Annotated in this window: 19 protein-coding genes; 1 reads left to right on the forward strand and 18 read right to left on the reverse strand. The window is 48.8% G+C overall.

Annotation, left to right across the window (positions count from 1 at the left end):
• Positions 1-47 precede the first annotated feature (47 nt).
• Entirely contained in the window at positions 48-1,724 is a 1,677-nt protein-coding gene (locus FRZ06_12220) for an amine oxidase (GenBank protein ID QOX64046.1), read from the forward strand.
• Between the two features lie 85 nt (positions 1,725-1,809).
• Here the strand turns inward: FRZ06_12220 and FRZ06_12225 are convergent, their stop codons facing one another.
• The 18 genes from FRZ06_12225 to eat form a co-directional block, all read right to left on the reverse strand.
• Positions 1,810-2,760: a cation transporter gene (locus FRZ06_12225; protein ID QOX64047.1), complete on the reverse strand. Its 951-nt coding sequence runs from the start codon at positions 2,758-2,760 to the stop codon at positions 1,810-1,812.
• Between the two features lie 74 nt (positions 2,761-2,834).
• The gene (locus FRZ06_12230; protein ID QOX64048.1) at positions 2,835-3,293 is read right to left on the reverse strand and encodes an ethanolamine utilization protein EutP; all 459 of its coding nucleotides are present in this window, start codon (positions 3,291-3,293) and stop codon (positions 2,835-2,837) included.
• Positions 3,272-3,610, reverse strand: coding sequence for a BMC domain-containing protein (locus FRZ06_12235; GenBank protein QOX64049.1), 339 nt, complete (start codon positions 3,608-3,610; stop codon positions 3,272-3,274). Before FRZ06_12235 ends, FRZ06_12230 begins: the two co-directional genes overlap by 22 nt.
• A gap of 27 nt (positions 3,611-3,637) precedes the next feature.
• Complete coding sequence (locus tag FRZ06_12240; GenBank protein QOX65921.1) at positions 3,638-3,907, reverse strand: BMC domain-containing protein; 270 nt, start codon at positions 3,905-3,907, stop codon at positions 3,638-3,640.
• A gap of 110 nt (positions 3,908-4,017) precedes the next feature.
• A complete protein-coding gene (locus FRZ06_12245) occupies positions 4,018-4,707 on the reverse strand; it encodes a DUF861 domain-containing protein (protein ID QOX64050.1) in 690 nt (229 codons plus the stop codon).
• 34 nt (positions 4,708-4,741) lie between these two features.
• Positions 4,742-5,293: a BMC domain-containing protein gene (locus tag FRZ06_12250; protein QOX64051.1), complete on the reverse strand. Its 552-nt coding sequence runs from the start codon at positions 5,291-5,293 to the stop codon at positions 4,742-4,744.
• A complete protein-coding gene (locus FRZ06_12255) occupies positions 5,293-6,627 on the reverse strand; it encodes an electron transport complex protein RnfC (GenBank protein ID QOX64052.1) in 1,335 nt (444 codons plus the stop codon). Before FRZ06_12255 ends, FRZ06_12250 begins: the two co-directional genes overlap by 1 nt.
• Complete coding sequence (locus FRZ06_12260) at positions 6,624-6,920, reverse strand: ethanolamine utilization protein EutN (GenBank protein QOX64053.1); 297 nt, start codon at positions 6,918-6,920, stop codon at positions 6,624-6,626. Before FRZ06_12260 ends, FRZ06_12255 begins: the two co-directional genes overlap by 4 nt.
• Entirely contained in the window at positions 6,917-7,750 is an 834-nt protein-coding gene (locus FRZ06_12265) for a hypothetical protein (GenBank protein QOX64054.1), read from the reverse strand. Before FRZ06_12265 ends, FRZ06_12260 begins: the two co-directional genes overlap by 4 nt.
• Positions 7,743-9,299 (reverse strand): phosphate propanoyltransferase, encoded by a 1,557-nt coding sequence (gene pduL / locus FRZ06_12270; GenBank protein QOX64055.1) that lies wholly within the window; start codon positions 9,297-9,299, stop codon positions 7,743-7,745. The genes FRZ06_12265 and pduL overlap by 8 nt, the downstream gene beginning before the upstream one ends.
• A gap of 126 nt (positions 9,300-9,425) precedes the next feature.
• A complete protein-coding gene (locus tag FRZ06_12275; protein QOX64056.1) occupies positions 9,426-9,716 on the reverse strand; it encodes a BMC domain-containing protein in 291 nt (96 codons plus the stop codon).
• Between the two features lie 180 nt (positions 9,717-9,896).
• Positions 9,897-11,453, reverse strand: a complete 1,557-nt coding sequence (locus tag FRZ06_12280) for an acetaldehyde dehydrogenase (acetylating) (protein QOX64057.1) — start codon at positions 11,451-11,453, stop codon at positions 9,897-9,899.
• Between the two features lie 16 nt (positions 11,454-11,469).
• Positions 11,470-12,126, reverse strand: coding sequence for an ethanolamine utilization microcompartment protein EutL (gene eutL / locus FRZ06_12285; GenBank protein QOX65922.1), 657 nt, complete (start codon positions 12,124-12,126; stop codon positions 11,470-11,472).
• 100 nt (positions 12,127-12,226) lie between these two features.
• Positions 12,227-13,168, reverse strand: coding sequence for an ethanolamine ammonia-lyase subunit EutC (gene eutC / locus FRZ06_12290; protein ID QOX64058.1), 942 nt, complete (start codon positions 13,166-13,168; stop codon positions 12,227-12,229).
• A gap of 16 nt (positions 13,169-13,184) precedes the next feature.
• Positions 13,185-14,549: an ethanolamine ammonia-lyase subunit EutB gene (locus FRZ06_12295; protein QOX64059.1), complete on the reverse strand. Its 1,365-nt coding sequence runs from the start codon at positions 14,547-14,549 to the stop codon at positions 13,185-13,187.
• Positions 14,550-14,564: 15 nt separating this feature from the next.
• The gene (locus FRZ06_12300; protein ID QOX64060.1) at positions 14,565-15,977 is read right to left on the reverse strand and encodes an ethanolamine utilization protein; all 1,413 of its coding nucleotides are present in this window, start codon (positions 15,975-15,977) and stop codon (positions 14,565-14,567) included.
• 30 nt (positions 15,978-16,007) lie between these two features.
• On the reverse strand, positions 16,008-16,325 hold the full coding sequence (locus FRZ06_12305) for a BMC domain-containing protein (protein ID QOX65923.1): 318 nt from the start codon (positions 16,323-16,325) through the stop codon (positions 16,008-16,010).
• Between the two features lie 336 nt (positions 16,326-16,661).
• Positions 16,662-18,101, reverse strand: a complete 1,440-nt coding sequence (eat, locus tag FRZ06_12310) for an ethanolamine permease (protein ID QOX64061.1) — start codon at positions 18,099-18,101, stop codon at positions 16,662-16,664.
• Positions 18,102-18,283: the final 182 nt, after the last annotated feature.

Raw genomic sequence — 18,283 nt, forward strand, 5'->3', positions numbered from 1 at the left:
GTGCAGCTGAAGGAAAGAGACCGGCGCGCCATAGGAGGAATAATACAATGGACAATCAATATCCTTACCGAAATCCTACCAACGAACAGAGAAAACAGCTGCTTTTGGATTCCCTGACCATTGCAGGAAGGCAGGATGACTACGAAAACATACGAAAGCTTCTGAGTCCGCCGCCTGAAATCACAAATTTCGTGGCTCCAAAAGCCCTGAGCAACGTGCGGATTGGAATTATCGGCGCAGGACTTTCCGGCCTTGCGGCAGCATATGAGCTGAGGAAGCTGGGGGCATCAATAACTGTTTTTGATGCACAGAAAGAACGGGTTGGAGGAAGAGTATATACTCACTATTTTGATCGTTCCGGCGATTATTATGGAGAACTTGGAGCAGCCAGAATACCCGTATCCCACGAAACAGCATGGCACTATATCAATTTATTTGGGTTGAATACAGAAGCGTTAACCTCGCCGGACGCCAATAACTTTCTCTACGCACACAACATTCGTATCCGCAGAGAGGCTGATGGGAAAAATGTCACAAGATATCTCTATCCCTTTTACGATCTTTCCGAGAATGAAAGAAACACACCTTGGAATCAGCTCAGAAACTTTGCTCTAAGCACCATGCTCTACAGCCTCTCACCAGATGAGCGCACAGATATTCTGAAAATACAGCCAGAGTATTCTCAGCGCTATGCAGCCATCTCGCGCCTGAGCACCCGTCAAATATTCGAAATGCTGGAGCTCAGTCAAGGGGCTATCGAACTGATTACTGCAGTGGAGCCTTTCACCGAACCGTTTTTGAACATGAGCCATGACGAGATCATGAACACCGAATATTCACTGGACTTTCTAAACACGTATCGCATTGCCGGCGGAGCAATGCACCTTCCCATGTGCTTTTTCGACTCTCTCATGAGCAGCGATCCTAAGGAAATTAAATTCCCCACCTATTTTCTGGGAAAAGTGGAACTGAAGTCCCGCAGTAAAATCACCGGGATCTATATGGCTCCTGAAAACGAAGGGGTCTTCCTGCGCTGCAGCAGCGAGAAAAAACCAGATTATCTGGAGCAGTTTGATTATGTCATCTGCGCGATTCCATTCTCAACACTCCGGGAAGTTGATATCAAACCGTTTTTCCAAAATCAGAAAATGCAGGCGATCAAAGAGTATCATTACATGGATGGACAGAAATCGCTGTTTCTATGCAAGAAGCGTTTCTGGGAAGAAAACAGGGACTACGGAAGAATGAACGGTGGGATTTCTGTTACGGATCTTCCGATTCAAACCATACTCTATCCGCCTGATCATATCAATTGTAATAATCCGCAGGATTGTTCACCCGACTTACCTGGTGTTCTTACACCAAGCTATAATCTGGGGCAGGATTCGATTCGTCAGACCAATCAACCGGAAGCACTTCGGCTGCAGATGATCAAGCGAAACGTGGAGGAAGTCCACGGCTTACCAGATGGATATCTGGATTCTTTGGTTGAAAACCAATTCACTGTTATTTGGAGTGGGGATGATTGGGCAAGAGGAGCTTTTGCCGCAGGCTATCCCGGGCAAAAACTGAGATTTCTGTATCCCATGGCACAGCCCGAATTTGAGCAGCGAGTCTTCTTTGCCGGGGAGCATGTATCCACCAAGCAGGGCTGGATTCAGGGTGCCCTCTATTCCGGTAAGGACGCTGCAAATCATCTGGCAGAAGCGGCCGTTACACGATAAGAATCCCTTTGTCTCGGGATTCAAAGGGATTCGGATTCGAAGATCAAGATTCCGGATCCATAATCTGGGTTTCCTGATTCGAGGTTCACGATTTGGAATTCACAATCTGGGATTCCTGGTCCAGAACCTGCGGTTCAAATTCAGGTATTAATTCTACATAGAGATCCTTATATTCTTTCTTGAGCACCGTTTCAAGTTCTTTGTGTGCTTTGATGATCTGTGAGATCGAAATGGTGTCAGAGGGACTTTTGAAATAAATGCTGATCCAGAGTTTCCTGCCGGTTTTGATCACATCATAGACAGTCTGTTCAAAGCGATACGGTGCCAGTACGGTCTGGCCGATTTCTTTGATACGATCCAGGGAAGCTTCATCGGGTGCAAGAAGAAAAACATCCCGAAGTCCTGCGAGCATCGTCTTGATGGGTACGGGCAGAATTAATGCAGACAGAGTTATTGCAACGGCTTGATCCAGATATGGAGCAAACTCGTGCATCCATTCCGTTTGAATAAGCGCAGGTAACACGAAGGCCAAAGCCAATCCCATGCTGGCTACGGTATCGATAATCCATGCGTTAATTTCTGTGTGAACCATTAGCGAGTCCAGCTTCCGGTTCTTTTGAATCAAAGCGTATAAAATACCACCGCTGATTACAGCTGCGGCCAGCTCAAAGGCGGCAACCCAAGTGAACTCCACATGGTTTCCTCCTCTAAGAATAATTTGGATATTGTTCAGCACCAGACCAACGGTTACCGCTGTCAGCATAGCGCCCTTAATCGTTATGAAAATAGCCTCCACTTGAGAAAAACCGAAAGGATGCTTCTCTGTCATTGGCCGGTACAAAAGAGGGACAATTCTGATTGACACGATGACCATGATCAGATCTGCGCCGCCATAAACAGCATCCATAAGAATCGACTGGGATCCAGTAAAGATTGCCATAATCCCTTCGGCAAAAACAAAGAAAACAGAGCCATACAGGGATATTCCAAGGGCTTTTTTTTCAATTTGTATTCTTTTTTGATCCTTTTGATTCATGAAATCACCTAATCCTATTTTTCATCTGCATGGAAAGGGATAGGATTCCCTTTTTCCATTCATTCTATAAACTATTATAATGAAGACAAATATTTTTTCAATTCTTCAATTCCACTTTTTGTATGGGAAGAAGTAATAAAATAAGGTTCCGCTACACCCATTTGCTTAAAGTTATCCGACAGAAGCCTCAGCTCATGTCTTTTTTCTTTCAGATCTGCTTTGGTAATCACACCGATTTTAGGGCAGTTGAATACCTGGGCAAAGTTTGGAGGAAAGCTGAAGATAGGCTGATCAAAGGATTGGACAAACAAGACGGCATCTGCGTCCTGAGAAGCTGATATGATATATTTGTGCATCATAGGGCTTTCAAGATATTCGCCCGGGGTATCAATGGTGTTCTTACCATAAGAAATAGCCTGGCTTTTCATCACTTCCAAATTTTCGGAATTAATGCAGTTTGCCAGGCTGGACTTCCCCACCCGGGAATTTCCGATGAGCATGATTCTTCTCTTCATGTCTTGGTGATAGCGCATGGGGTGAATCCCAGCATATGTTCCAGAATATTGTTGATTTCGCTCAACGCTGCAAGCACACCGGAGACATCCCCCGTTATGATTAGTGCTCCGGTAAAGCGATCCAAAAATCCGATATTCACAGGTGCTACCTTGGTGGCAATATCCGCTGCAATGATGGAGGTTTCGCTGGGTGTCAATGTCACGATTCCGATGGCTCCACATTTGGTAAGCCCCAGTCTCTGATAGATATCCTCATCCGGCGCTGCAATCATATGGGCAAGAGTCACCTGTTTTCCCGGTACAAATTCCTGTATAATTCTCTGTTTTTCAGCCAAAGCATAACTCCTTTTTATGTATTATTATCAATTAAAATTAAGCTGCTTCCCATCTATTTTTTCACTGATGACAGCCAGCGCAACCGCCACTGCAGAGGTATCTCCAAAAAGGGCAATCATGGTGAAATGCTGGGGGCAGATTCCCTGAATCTCCTCCACCAAAACACCGGAGGTCTTTTCGGCCACATCTCCTGCTGCGATGATGTCCGCAAGAGGGCCTTGCACCAGGCCCACCGCTTCATAATCCGCCGAAGCTGGACTTTGGGTGCGAAGTGTCCCTGAACGTCGGAATAGCATCTTAAGGGTGCTCTCTGTGGGACGTTTGATAAATTGAATCTTAAGCAAAATACCACCTCACATCATGGTTCTTCCCCTTCTTCCTATGGTTCTGGGAGTTTCCATTGAGTCTATTTGTTCTGAGACAGCCAGTTAGCTGGATATACCACATAAAAAACCTTGCAGAAGCTGGGTGATCCAAAGACCACACTGGTTCCCTTGGGAATGTGAAATACATCGCCGGGTTTCATCGTATAGAGCCTGCCTCCGGTCTTAATGGTAAACTCACCCTCTACCACATAATCCACTTCGTCGTAGCTCAGGGTCCAGGGAAGTTCGGAGTGATCAAAGGTCATAAAGCCCGCTCCAAGGTTTCCTTCCCGTTCTGTAATCACATCCGTCATACCGATTTTTTGTCCCGCGGGAGCTTCTGAGAAAGGCTCCATTACCACCTTATCTCCTTCGATTTTCATTGCTTTGGGATTTTCACAGATTGGCTTTTTCTGATCTAGGATCACTTTCTTTATAATCTCCTTCAGCAGATCTGCATTGATGGTGCCTGCGGGATCAGTCTGTTTTGCAGTCTGAGCTGCGGTCTGAGTTACAGTCTGAGCTGCTGTCTGTTCTGCTGCCTGGGGCGCTCCCGTTCCGGTGCTGACGCCCACCACAGGATCATTTTTTCCTTCTATGTAGATTATCAGACCTTTTTCTCTGGCAAAGTCCTTGGCTGACGGGCTCAGTACGCTGTTTTCCGGCAAGCATACGGTTTTCCCGCTTGCCGAAAGTTCTCTAAGCATATTCAAAGATATGCAAGTTTTCATCCTTTCACCTCAATTCATTTCATATCATATCAGATCAGATCAGGTTTTCCACAACCATAGGATGGGGCCTTGGAATGACAATGCTCCGCACCAGCTGCCCCCGGTTTGCAGCAAGGCTGCTTCCTACGGCAACTGCTTCCTTTACCGCTGCAACATCACCGGACAATGCCACAAAGGCCTTGCCCCCAATTCCAAACGCCATATGCAGCCTCAGCGGCTCTACCTCTCCGGTCTTCAGCGCAAGATCCGCCGCTTCCATCAGTGCTGCTACGCTGAAGGTCTCGATGAGGCCCACTGCTTTGACGTGTTCGACGGAAGTGGTTCCTGCGATGGCAGGGATCAGTGACGAATGAATATTGGGAATGATAAAGCTGTCTACTACACATTCCGGTGCCTTATCCTCCCCTGCTGCAACGGACTGCTGAACGGCGGACGTATCCCCCGCAACAATGCTGATATATTTGCCGGGACAGATCGTTTTGCTGACCAGCAAGGTAACATCCGCCACCTTGCACATGGCATCGGTGCTGTCGATCCCCTGAACGATACTATTGAATTCCACCATACCCACTGCGTTGATCTCCATTAGCTGGCACCGCCTTTCTCAAGAATAATTCCGCTTTCCGTCACCGCCGTTATCGTTCCGGCCATACTGGCATGAACATTGGCCCCTAGCTGACCTTCTCTGATCCTGCCGATGAGCTGGCCTGGCATTACCACATCTCCTACTTTGACTACCGGCTCGCAAGGAGCTCCAACATGCTGTTTCAACGGAATGTTCACCCTGTTAAAGTCCAGAATACCGGACTGCAGCGGGGCTTCCTGATGGTAATACGATTTTAGTCCTATGCGCCTTGCCATCTGCTGGGATGGAATCAGTCTGGCCTCCCACATGGGATCGTCTTTGCTCAGGTTCCCGTCGTATTTGATTCCCTGCTTTTGAAGCTCCTGCTTGATGGCTTGATTAACCCGCCGGGGTGAAATATTTACCGGACAGCTGTAAAGCTCACAAACGCCGCAGTCAGAGCAGAGGATTGCCCCCTTGATTACCTGACTTTCCGTCATTTTACCGTAGTTGACCGCGCGGATAGTCATATGGGGCTTTAGATCCCTATGGCCGATGATATTTCTCGGGCAGAGGTCTGTACAGAGCTGACATTGCTCGCAGACGGTTTTTGCAACTCTCATGATCTGTGAGATAGGCTGGGTCTTAATCCGGATCAGTACATGATCTTTCGGCAGAACCACAAGTCCGCCGCTGGTCTTTGTCACACTGTTTTCCAAACTTCCCAGCAGCTTACCCATAATAGGTCCACCATCAATGTAAGCGTCTCCCTCTCTGATCTCGTTGCCGGTCTTTTCAAGAAGCTGCCGGAAGCTGATGCCTACCGGCACAGTCACCGTTACGGGATTTTTCACATCACCAGTGACGGTTATGGTTCTGTGAATTACCGGCTGATCCTCCATAGCTCTGGCCACGTTAATCAGCGTCTGAACATTGTTCACCACTACGCCGATGGAAATGGGAATGGCTCCCGGGGGAACCGACTTTCCGGTTGTCAGTTTAATGGTTAAAAACTCATCCCCTGCCGGATAGATATCTCTCAGATATTCCAGCCGCATTCCGCTCGTTAAAAGCGGTTTCAACCGTTCTACAGCCTTACGGTATTTTTCTTTTACAGCGACAATACCTTCCTTTGCAGAAACTGCCTGCATGGCACAATTAAGTCCCTTGATCAGATCCTCTGCATCCCGCTCAGCAAGCTGCTGATCTACCCGCAGCAAAGGCTCACATTCTGCCAGATTGACGATTACGGTTTCCGCTTTTGACTGGTATTTTACATGGGTGGGAAATCCAGCCCCGCCGGAGCCCACCACGCCGCAGGCTTTCACCTTATTGACGATTTCTTCGCTCATCATAATCGAAACATCTCCGAATCTACGATGCCAACGATGTTGGCGTCGATGGGCAGGTGAGTATCCCCTTCCGACTGTCTGGCAGAGGAGCCAGATACCACCATGACAACATCACCTTCACCAGCACCGATCCTGTCTCCTGCGATGAGATTATTTCCCCAGTCGGTTACTTCCTTGACGCTTCCGTTTTCATCATAGGTCAGGTTGATGGGCTGAACTACTAAAAACTTAATGCCCCGAAGCGCTTCTTCCTTTCTCGTGGACCAGATCTGGCCCACTACCTTTGCTAAAATCATTGTCCTTCTCCTTCCCGGCAGATCCTGATCGACTTCCTTCTGGCCATATCCGCAGCCAGGGAGGTTACGATGCATTTTCTTCCTATGGTAAGAACTGTGCCCTTCTCCATATCCAGCAGATCCCGCTCTGTCAATGCTTTATAAGTCCAACGTCCCGGAGCGGAAGCTCCTGTCATCCCAGTGAGGATATTGGCTGCCGATGTTGGTGTTGCCGGCCCCATTGCAGTCATGGTCGACGATGCCGCCATCATCAGCTGTGAGATCCCTGATTCCACCGATATGCCCAAGCTTCTGAGTGTCGCAAGATGCCCTTCAAACAGCTTTCGGTAGGGTGCTGATCCGATGGACGCTACGCTGGAAAGTTCCGACAGCTCGATCCGGCAGCTTCCCGCTGCAAGCTTTTTTTGAATCAGCTTGAGAAGCGGCTCATCTGCAACTCCCGTTGCAAGCTTGGCGATGAAGTTCAAAGACGGCTGATAAACACGAATCAAATCCCAGCTTCCCTCAGCTGCTTTTTCTGAGCTCAGCGCATCGTGACAGCCGGGACAGCCGTCAAAAAGTTCCTGACAATATCTGCTCCCTTTCCACAGAGACGGCATCTGATCCATGGCAGCTCTCGTCTCTGCCGCATTCAGAACAGATGGCTCTGGTTCCGGATTGCGAATTCCAACACGTCCTTCATCTACGCTGCTATTTCGAAGCAGCTCCAGAATTCTAGGATCCATGAGAATTTTTTGGATCAATGCTGCAAGTTTTTCCTGTTCCATGCTATCCCTCCAGTCCACGCTGTCCCTCCAGTCCACGCTGCCCCTCCAGTCCATGCTAACCATCCAGCACTCCTTGCCGCACCTCCAATACGCCGGGCACCCCCGGTATACCAGACGCCGCCAGTATGAGTACTGCTTTGTCTCCGTTCTTTGCAAGAGCTGCGTTGGCCTCATCCACATCGATATGCAAATCGGTGGCATATTGATCACTGACCCTAACGCCAATCCCTTCCAGCAAGATTGGCCGCTCTGTTCTGAGTTCGGCTGTAATCACATCACGATCCTTAAGTCCAATTTCCTTTGCAGTGGCCGGATCAAGATGGAGGTGCCTCTTTGCAATGATAACGCCTTTTTTCAGTTCCAGAGTTCCTTTTGGGCCCGCCAGAGTAATTCCTGGTGTCGCATCAATATCGCCCGAATCTCTCACCGGAGGTTCGAGGCCCAGCTTGATGCTGTCAGAAACGCTGATTTCTACCTGTGATTCCTTTCTTACCGGCCCTAATATCCGCACATGGTCAATCTTTCCCTTGGGACCGGTGAGACCCAGTGTCTCCTTGGCGGCATATTGGCCCGGTTGAGAGAGTTCCTTCTTCTTCGTCAGCTGATATCCAGCTCCGAAGAGGACTTCCAGGTCATTCTGACTCAAATGGATATGCCTGTTGGAAACGCCAATATTCACATCAAACCTGCGTGTCCTTGCAGCTTCTCCGGAGAGTACTCCCCCATCCTTCAGTCTTGCCTTTTCAAGGCAAACCAGAATGTACATTATGCTCGAGAGTCTGTTTAAAGCGGACACGATGTCTTCCCTGCTGCATTTCCCGTTTGATGTTACAAAAGCATCTACGGCTGCAAGCTCTACTTCTCTTGATTTTGTCCGTAGAATGTGAAGCCTCGCCACACTCATGCCGTGCCTTTTCGATACGAAGGAATGCTTCACTCCAAAGTATTTCATTGGATCATGGCTGATTTCCCTAAGCTGCTCCTTATTAAATCCGAAGATTATTGGAAAATCAAATTCCTTTTCCAGAACTTCCGCCTGCATAAGACCTCTGCAGAAGACCACCACCTCACCCAGCTTTTCCGCCATTCCGATGCAGCCTTTTTCCAGGAACCAAAGCTCCGTTTCCACCAGCTGTGAGAGAAAGGAGTCCAGCTGTCCTCTCAGCCTGATGACGGGATGAGATTTCGCCACGAGCTTTTTTCCGTTTAGATGGGTCATATATTCAGGCTTTTCAGACGTTACCTCTGGATTAGGTTTTCTCTTTGAATCTGACTTTACGGCGTTATCAGTCTTTATATGCCCCGCAGATATTCCTGCCCGATCACTTTGGTACACCACCGGGTGGCCGGTCTTATCAAACATGGTATCGCCAAATGCAGCAGAAGGCGTTTTCCGTTCATGTGCCTTTTCGTCCTGCTTGCTGTGGACTGCCGTGCTATAGGTCAGAGAGGTAAAGTCGATGGCACCCTCCCCCTCAATTTCAACGTGGATTCCTTTGTTCCTGATAAATTCGCGGGCGGGAGGGGTGATGACACTACCCGGCGGTATTCTCAAAATCGTTATTTTTTCCTTAGACCAATTTGCTCTTAAATCGCTCTCTGTTATGATCATATCTTCACCGCTTTCTATCCTGTATGGTCAGCATCGGCTGAAGGCCGATTGCCGTGCAGGTTCCGTTCAGGTTCCGGTATGGGCTTCCTTTCCGGTCTGCCTGCACCCATTTAACTCTGCGATGGACTACTTATTGTCCCCTACCGGCAGGACGCATTCTACTTCCGCATGGGGTCTTGGAATGACATGAACGCTGATGAGCTCTCCCACCCTCTGGGCAGCAGCAGCACCTGCATCTACAGCCGCTTTCACAGCGCCTACGTCGCCTCTTACCATGACAGCAACATATCCGCCCGTCACATGTTCTTTGCCTGCGATTTTAACATTGGCTGCCTTGAGCATCTGGTCCATGGCTTCGATGGAAGCGATGAGTCCTTTTGTTTCGATCATCCCCAGAGCACTAGTATTTCTTTCCATTTGATGTTCCTCCTTCACTGATTCAAGGTTTATATTCTGACGGTCGGTTTATCTTGATGAACCGACGGCTGATTGATTCATTTGATTTCACGATGATTCTGTTCGACTATTTTGAACAGAAAGTCGTGCTTCCTTTATGCTTGATGTTTTTTTCACATATTTCCTGATGCTTATGTTCACCTATTGCTTGATGCTTTTCAGCACCTGGGCTATGATTTCCGCAAGCATTTTTTCGTTTAGTACCACACCGCCTCCGGGATAACTTCCACCGCTGGAGGGGCTCCCCACTGGGGCACTTTCCCTGTCGGCACCTTCGCCAGATCCCGAACCAGACCCAAATCCATTTCCGCTGTCCAAGGACTTAATAAAGCCCGGTGGCAGCTGGGGAACGCCGGTGTGCCACGCGGCACGTTTTATATTCAACAGATGCTTGGGTCCTACATTCTCCGATACGCTGGAGCCGCCCCAGGTACCGCAGCCTAAGGTGAAGGACGGGGCAAGGTTTGTGGTTGCTCCCACACCTCCGAGTGCAGCAGGGGTGTTGATCAGGATTCGGAAAATAGGTTTTTTCAATACAAACTCTGTGATCACATCCATGTCGCTGCAGTGGATCGCCAGACTGTGTCCGATTCCACCCAGTTCCAGGAGCTGAATACAGCGTTCGCAGCCGTCATGCCAGTCCTTTACAGTGTAATATCCCAGCACGGTGGAAAGCTTTTCGTAAGACAAAGGCCACTGGGGTCCAACGCCGTCCAGATGGGCGATGAGCACGCTGGCCGATGGCGGCACGCTGATTCCTGCAAGCTCGGCAATGAACTGAGGAGTCTTTCCCACTACCTTTGGATTGACACCATGGGACGGAAGGATCACCACTCTGGAAACCTTCTCCGTCTCCTCCCTGGTTAGAAAATGTCCTCCCCTTTTCTTCAGTTCCTCCATGAGCGGGTCCGAGATGCAGCTTTCGGCTACAATGGCCTGCTCTGAAGCGCAGATCGTTCCATTGTCGAATGTCTTACCCATGATGATATGTTCCGCAGCCTGCGCAAGATTGGCACTTCTGTGGACGAAGGCCGGTACGTTTCCGGGACCTACGCCAAGAGCTGGTTTTCCGCTGGAGTAAGCTGCTTTTACCAGAGCGCTTCCGCCTGTTGCCAGAATCATGGAAACGTGTCTGTGCTTCATCAGTTCACTGGTACCTTCCAGGGAAGGCATGGTAATACAGCTGATGCAGCCCTCCGGGGCTCCTGCCCGCACCGCTGCATCATGGACTATCCTTGCCGCTTCCTTGGTGCAGGCTGCTGCAGAAGGATGGGGTGAAAAAACGATGGTATTTCTTGTCTTCAGCGAGATCATGGATTTGAAGATCACCGTCGAAGTGGGATTGGTGGTGGGAACGATTCCGGCAATCACGCCAACAGGCTCCGCTACCTCCCAGATTCTCTCCACATCGTCCTTTCGGATAATGCCCACGGTCTTCATATCCTTGATATGGTCATACAATATTTTAGATGCAAAGTAATTCTTGAAGCACTTGTCTTCATACTTTCCCATTCCTGATTCGGAGACCGCCATTTCAGCAAGCATGCAGGCGTTTTTCTCTCCGGCTTCCGCGATGGCCAGGCAGATCCGATCCACCTGTTCCTGGGAAAAAGTCTTGAGAATATCCTGCGCTTTTTTGGCTGCATTCACAAGATTTCTTACCTCCTGCAGCGTAGCCAGATCTCTGTCAAGTTCCAATCAGATCACCTCGTTCTCAACCGCCAAGATACTTCAGCGGATTCTGTGCGACGTCGATAACAGCAAACTGGAAGGCCTCACATGCGGCCTTGCAGGCGCTTTGTGAACCGGTAAGCAATGCTCCGCCAAAGTTGGTTTCTGACGGCGGTCCATAGAATACCTTCATGTCAACTTCTGCTGCCTTCAAGGCTGCGTCAATTCCAAACATGGCTTCCAGCGGACAGGCGATGAGGTAAGCAATAGGCTCTCCTTCCTGGATTCCGCAGGCTTTGGACAGATAGCTTCCCGTCCTTGATATGGTATGAGCATACCAGGCGGTGTCTCCACCGTCATGGGTGTAGAAAAATGCTTCGTTTTCCAGGGTATCGATACAGGCGTCTATTCCTGCCCGGACTTCCGCAGGGTTTGGTCCTGCCAGAATCCCAATAATCTCACCGCTTCTCGGTCCCGATGCGTGGCCGGATCCGCCATAGAAGCTCTTAGCATACACCACTTCAACCTCTGCTCTTTTCGTTGCTTCGTCCAGTGCCGTGTAAGTGGCGTCGTCGATGGTAGCCGTCAGCATACCGATGGATCTTTGATCCGGCGCCAGGCCCAGCTGCTGTGCCAGGTCGTATGAGACGTTGGGGATCAATCTAACTGCCAAAACCTGTGGCTTTATGGGTTCTATCAACATTGATTCAGCACCTCCTCTAAAGTTTCAAATTTACTTGTTCGATTTGAATCGCTATGTGCGATTCGCCGTTCGGCGTTTTTTTCCAACTTTCAGACGCCTATCGCTCAAGATTTACGCCAGATGCCTTTGCATCTAAAATCTTTTTAATCAGCGCGGCGATGTGAGCGCCGGCTTCAACCGCCGGTGTTCCGCCCTTATGAATATTGCTCAGAACCGTCCGCTCGCTTTCGATGACGCCGGCTCTTGGGTTATAAACGATATAAGCGCTCATGCTTTCTGCCGTACCAAGACCGGGACGCTCTCCTATGAGGTTGACACAAACATCGGGCTTGATCACTTCGCCGATGCTGTCCATCAGTCCAACTCTGGCATACTTAGCCATAATGGGGGTTCCCACCCGGATACCCATGGATTGCAGCCCCTGCAGCATGGCAGGATACAGGTCGGGTATGTTGGCTTCCATAGCTTTGCTGGACAGTCCGTCCGCTACGAGGATCTGAACCTGAGGCTTACGTTCACATTCCTTTTCCAGCTTTTTGATGCTGTCACCATCCAGCACTCTTCCAAGCTCCGGCCGGGTCAGATATTCATCCTTATCCCTGCACTCTGACTTAACATAAATCATGTTATATTTTGCCGCATCTTCCTCTGCTATTTCTCCCATGACAGAGTCCTGAGCTACGGCGTGGTCCGCTCTGAACCTTAGCAGGGTTTGTGTCAACGGCCTTGGACCGGCTCTCCACACACCGATTCTTGCAGAGGTGGATTGTTTCATATCCAGATACAAATCTTTGTTTTTCGGATCCGGAACCAGCAGCTGTGTCTGCAGATCCACGGTGGACAGATCTTCTGCGTCTGCGTCATCGTAAACCGACGTGCCTGCCAATACGGTTGCTCCCGGTGTTGAGACACTTGCAGCGGAAGTCCAGGATGATGCAATCGCGCCCCCCGGTGAAGTTCCATTTCCTGCCGCCTCGGTAACGGCGATTTCCTTTAGTACCTGTTCGACGATCAGTTTAATATTATCTTCCATACTCATTTCAGCCGCCCCCTTCCTATTTCGTAAACATGCTGGCATCTCCAGCCATAGGAGTCAGTTTGCCATCTCTCAGAATGCCCATCTTTTCGCACCAGGCATTGAATTCCGGCAGAGGCTTTACCCTCAAAACTTCTCTTAAAGCAGCAACGTCATGATAGCTGGTACACTGATAATTCAGCATGATATCGTCTCCCATGGGGATTCCCATGAAATAATTGCAGCCTGCAGCTGTGAGCAGTACCGCAAGATTCTCGATATCGTTCTGATCCGCCTTCATGTGATTGGTGTAACAAGCGTCGCAACCCATGGAGATTCCGGTAAGCTTGCCCATGAAGTGATCTTCCAGACCTGCGCGGATAACCTGACGTGCGTCGTACAGGTATTCGGGGCCGATAAAACCCACGACTGTATTGACCAGGAAAGGGTTGTAATGTCTGGCAAGGCCGTAGCATCTGGCTTCCATGGTAACCTGATCGGAGCCGTGATGACCGCCTGAAGACAGCTCTGAACCCTGCCCCGTTTCAAAGTACATGATATTTGGCCCGGTTCCTCTTCCGTATTTCAGACCAAGAGAATATGCTTCATCCAGGAGCTCCTTATTGATGCCGAAGGCCTCATTTGCAACCTGTGATCCGGCGATGGACTGGAAGAGACAGTGGGTAGGTGCACCTTTTCTGCAGGCTTCCATCTGGGTCGTGATATGAGCCAGCACACAAATTTGCGTTGGAATATCCCATTGCTCTACAAATTCATAGATCGTGTTTAACGACCGCATGGTGGCTTCCACAGAATCATCCACCGGATTCAGCCCGATGATGGCATCTCCCGTTCCATAGGACAGGCCTTCTCTCATGCTGGCAAGAATCCCCTCGGGAGAGTCTGTGGTATGATTTGGCTGCAGTCTGGATGCCAAAGTTCCGGGAAGGCCGATGGTGGTATTGCAGTGGGCTGTGATTTTAATCTTGGAAGCACCCAGAATCAGATCCAGGTTGCCCATGAGCTTCGCCGCAGCTGCTACCATCTCAGAGGTCATTCCTCTGCTGATCCGCTTGATCTGATCTCCTGTGGTCTCTGTATTCAAGATAAATTCTCTTAATTCTGCTACCGACCAATTCTTGATATCGCTATAGATCGTTTCGTTCACGTCAGAGTCGATGATCCTTGTTACTTCATCGATTTCGCCTGGCACTACAGGATTTTTCCGCAAATCATCCAGCGAAAGCTCCGACAGCACAATTTTAGCTGCGATTCTTTCTGCTGAGTCCTCTGCTGCAATATTGGCGGAAATGTCTCCTGATTTCAGTTCGTTGGCCTTGGCCAGAACCTGTTTGATATCTTTAAATTGGTATGTATGCCCGAACAATTTCGTAATTAATTTCAATTGTCTGACACCCCCTTACTCATGATTGAAAATTAGTGTTTTAACGACAACCGGAAGGGCTTCTGCATAGGCTAACGCTTTTCCGATGTCGATATAATCCCCGGTAAAGGCTCTGATTCCGTCAATGCAGACAAGATCAATATTTCCCAGTCTTTTGACGATTCCCTGACCGATGACCTTGGCCACATCCTGTTCCATGACAATGACCTTGGGACTGCTGGGGATTTGGGGCAGTTGCTTGGCTATGATTTCCGTCAGCTCATCGATGCTTTGGAAATCCAGCTGATCCTGTACGGGAATACCGAAAGCGACGCAGGTATGAAGAGAATCAAGGAACCTTTGGGACGGGCTGACCCAGTCGTAATGACCGTTTCTGATCTCCGGAATCACCACAGGAATATTTCTGACCGGCAGGCAATCCTTTTTCACCGTGACCGTTGAGCCCGATACGTTTACCGTGTGAATTCCCGCTCCCATGACAGTGGCGTGAATGGTCTCTGCTCCCGGTATGACTTCAAAGGTATTGTACGCCCTTCCCTTTTTGTAGGCTTCCCCCAGCAGGGGTCCTACATCACCGTGAACCCACCAATCTCTCACATTTTTCTGATAGATATATCTGGATACTCCACCAGAAAAGACAATCTTCTGAGGCAGCACTCTGGGAAGGTCGTTGTTGACCGTCAGTACTCTGGTAATTTCGGAGGGTTCCTCTGAGAAGAGTACTTCATCCACCGACCTCACCATCTGAGCCAATATGGTTTCGATTCCTTTTTGTTGCGTCTCCTGGCTTTCACTGTTGATACTGTTGCTGGGCAGCGCTTCTGCAATGGAGCGGGAAGCTTTTGCCATATACTTAATTTTATGCGAGAGCAGATCTGCTTCTATGAGTCTTCCTCCCACCTCAAGGCAGGCGTTTCCGATACAAGTACCGTTATCATAGTAGGCGATATTTGTGGTCCCGCCGCCGATGTCAACGTTGGCACAAATGCATCTGTCACGGCGTGAAAGCTCTTCCGCTCCCGATCCCTTTCCCGCAATGATGCTCTCAAGCTCAGGCCCGGCGGTAGCTACCACAAAGTCTCCCGAAAACTCTGCCAGCGCATGGACGAGCTTTTCCGCATTTTCCTTCTTGGCAGATTCTCCCGTGATAATGATGGCACCGGTGTCTATTTTTTCCGGGGAGATTCCGGCTTTCTGATATTCCTCGCTGATGATCTGCCGTACCCCTTCTTCGTCAATGGTTTCCCTATCAAGAAATGGGGTAAACCGGACCTCCGAGGCATAAAACAAGCTCTTGCTGCTGATCTCGATGCGAGGAATTCTGCTTCCCGGCATGACATTGGTCAGCGTCAGATAAGAGATCACCAGCTTTGTAGTGGTGGTTCCGATATCGATTCCTACACTTGTTAATATGCTTTCCCTGCTCACTTTTTTTCCTCTCAAAATACGGATTTACCTTTATGCGTTGGCCTTTTCCTTCACAGCTTTATCTGTAGGAAGTTTGGGCAGAATCTGTTCCAGATCCTGATGGGGTCTTGGAATGACATGGCAGCTTACCAGCTCTCCGACTCTTTCTGCAGCCGCGGCGCCAGCATCCACTGCGGCCTTCACAGCACCAACGTCACCTCTTACCATAACGGTTACCAGTGCGCCTCCAACTTTAACCTTTCCGATCAAGCTCACATTGGCAGCTTTCACCATGGCATCCGCTGCCTCTACAGCGCCTACAGCGCCTCTCGTTTCAACCATTCCCAATGCGATTAATTCATCCTTAATTGCCATTCTTTGTTTCCTCCTCTCAAGAGATCAATCAATTGAATCATTTTGTAATTTTGTGATACGAATCTGATACCTCGTACTAGTTCCCAATCAGGTGTCGATTCAGGGTTCAAGAGGCGTTTGCTGCGGGTGAAATCGGCTGTCGAAATGGTTTTGCAGCACTCTCCGAAAAATCGAGCAAGATGTTCAGCTGCATTCAAACACGGTTATGGAAAAAGCTTGCTTGACTGTCTGAACGTCGCGAGATGAAGTGTAGAGAGTGGCAAACCATTTCCTGCCGATGCGTCCGCGGCAAACGCCGTCACATGTTGAATCGTTGTTTCAATGTTTGAATTATGCGTCTAGATCATTCATTACATCAAACTCTTCATCAAACGGTCTGATGTTCTTTCTGCCGCCGATAAAGAACCAAACATACGCCAGCACATAGATCACAACCGTAGCAATTAAAGGATTGACTACAGCATTTCCAAAGATCATATACGCCAGACTGGATTCCGGAAGCGGAACGCCTACAGTGGTGATAAATAAGCTGACAAGGCAGAAGATGCACATGAGCATGCTGATTCCTCCAACAACATTTCCCGCTGCAACTTTAAACGGCCTTCTGAGACCTGGTTCTTTTGCACGTAATTGGAAGAAGGAGATCAAGCTGATGAAATACAGACCTACCGATCCGAATACGGACAGTGTAATAACTACGGAGGTCAAGCCTGTGGAAGCTGCGATGATACCAATGATGCCAGCAGTAATCAGCGCTGCGGTTGGGGTATGTCTCTTCTTGTTGACTGTAGCAAGAAGCTTTGGAAGATAACCTGTTCTTGCCATTGCATACAGTTGTCTTGAAGAACCGACAATAATACCGTTTAGAGATGCCACCAGACCAAATAAGCCTAAGAAGTTTACAATCAGAGTGAGTGCTCCTTTGCCATAGACAGCTTCCAACGCAGCAGGAAGCGGGAAGTCCACAGCGGAGACAACATTGTAGTCAACAATACCGGCAGTGAGATATAGAGTGAAGCACATCATGATGAAAAGTGTAAGCATTGCTGTTAAGAAGCCCTTGGGGATATCCTTCTGGGGATTGACCATTTCTTCTGCAGTCATCGCTCCGCCTTCCAGTGCAAGGTAGAACCAGATAGCAAAAGGTACGGAAGCCATCACGCCGGTCCATCCACCGGGGATATACTGCAGAAAGCCTTCAAAGCCGTTGTTCTCTGTCAATGGCTGCAGGAAATTCTCCATGGAGGCATGGGGCGCTGCTGCTGCCCAGAAAATACAAAGTCCTACTAAGGCTATGATTGTAACGACCAGTTCAAAGATAGCCGACGTTCGCATTCCCAGGAAATTGATGAATACGAAAACAACAAATGCAACTATGGTTGCGGGAATTGCAGGAACAGCAGGAACTAGATTATGTATGTATCCGCCTACTGCAAGTGCAATTGCCGGAGGAGCAAAGAGAAACTCAATGAGGCAGCTGATGCCGGCAAAATATCCGGCGGCAGGTCCCATGGCTCTTCTTGCATAGGCCGATGGACCTCCTGCATGCGGAATCATCGTTGCCATCTCCGTATAACAGAAGATAAAGGTTGCATAAAAGATTGTTACCGGGATACAAGCGATAAATAGTCCTAAAGGTCCTCCAGTTCCGTAACCGTAGCTCCAACCGAAGTAGTTGCCTGAGATAACCAACCCCACCGCTAAAGCCCAAAGGTGGAGCGGTTTTAAGGTTCTTTCCAGCTGTTCAGCTTCTTTTACTTTTTCTGACATTCAAATTCCCTCCTTAATAAAAATAAAAAATACCATGGATGCCCTGAAAATAAGAATAGGGCTCACAAAAGCAGATCGTAAATAGATCTGTTTTTGTGAGCCCTATCGCTCTATTTCCTTGTGTGAAATCTCTTTTAAGATATCATTAAAAAATGTCGAATGCAATAATTTTTTTTCAGAAT

Source organism: Clostridiales bacterium (assembly GCA_015243575.1).
Lineage (GTDB): Bacteria > Bacillota > Clostridia > Peptostreptococcales > Anaerovoracaceae > Anoxybacterium > Anoxybacterium hadale.

Excerpts from the sequence above, each read along its gene's own strand:
- FRZ06_12245 (QOX64050.1), bottom strand. The coding sequence starts at position 4,707 with ATGAAAACTTGCATATCTTTGAATATGCTTAGAGAACTTTCGGCAAGC.
- FRZ06_12220 (QOX64046.1), top strand. The coding sequence starts at position 48 with ATGGACAATCAATATCCTTACCGAAATCCTACCAACGAACAGAGAAAA.
- FRZ06_12260 (QOX64053.1), bottom strand. The coding sequence starts at position 6,920 with ATGATTTTAGCAAAGGTAGTGGGCCAGATCTGGTCCACGAGAAAGGAA.
- FRZ06_12250 (QOX64051.1), bottom strand. The coding sequence starts at position 5,293 with ATGGAGATCAACGCAGTGGGTATGGTGGAATTCAATAGTATCGTTCAG.
- FRZ06_12265 (QOX64054.1), bottom strand. The coding sequence starts at position 7,750 with ATGGTTAGCATGGACTGGAGGGGCAGCGTGGACTGGAGGGACAGCGTG.
- FRZ06_12255 (QOX64052.1), bottom strand. The coding sequence starts at position 6,627 with ATGATGAGCGAAGAAATCGTCAATAAGGTGAAAGCCTGCGGCGTGGTG.
- FRZ06_12230 (QOX64048.1), bottom strand. The coding sequence starts at position 3,293 with ATGCGCTATCACCAAGACATGAAGAGAAGAATCATGCTCATCGGAAAT.
- pduL (QOX64055.1), bottom strand. The coding sequence starts at position 9,299 with ATGATCATAACAGAGAGCGATTTAAGAGCAAATTGGTCTAAGGAAAAA.
- FRZ06_12275 (QOX64056.1), bottom strand. The coding sequence starts at position 9,716 with ATGGAAAGAAATACTAGTGCTCTGGGGATGATCGAAACAAAAGGACTC.
- FRZ06_12240 (QOX65921.1), bottom strand. The coding sequence starts at position 3,907 with ATGCTATTCCGACGTTCAGGGACACTTCGCACCCAAAGTCCAGCTTCG.
- eat (QOX64061.1), bottom strand. The coding sequence starts at position 18,101 with ATGTCAGAAAAAGTAAAAGAAGCTGAACAGCTGGAAAGAACCTTAAAA.
- eutC (QOX64058.1), bottom strand. The coding sequence starts at position 13,168 with ATGAGTATGGAAGATAATATTAAACTGATCGTCGAACAGGTACTAAAG.
- FRZ06_12225 (QOX64047.1), bottom strand. The coding sequence starts at position 2,760 with ATGAATCAAAAGGATCAAAAAAGAATACAAATTGAAAAAAAAGCCCTT.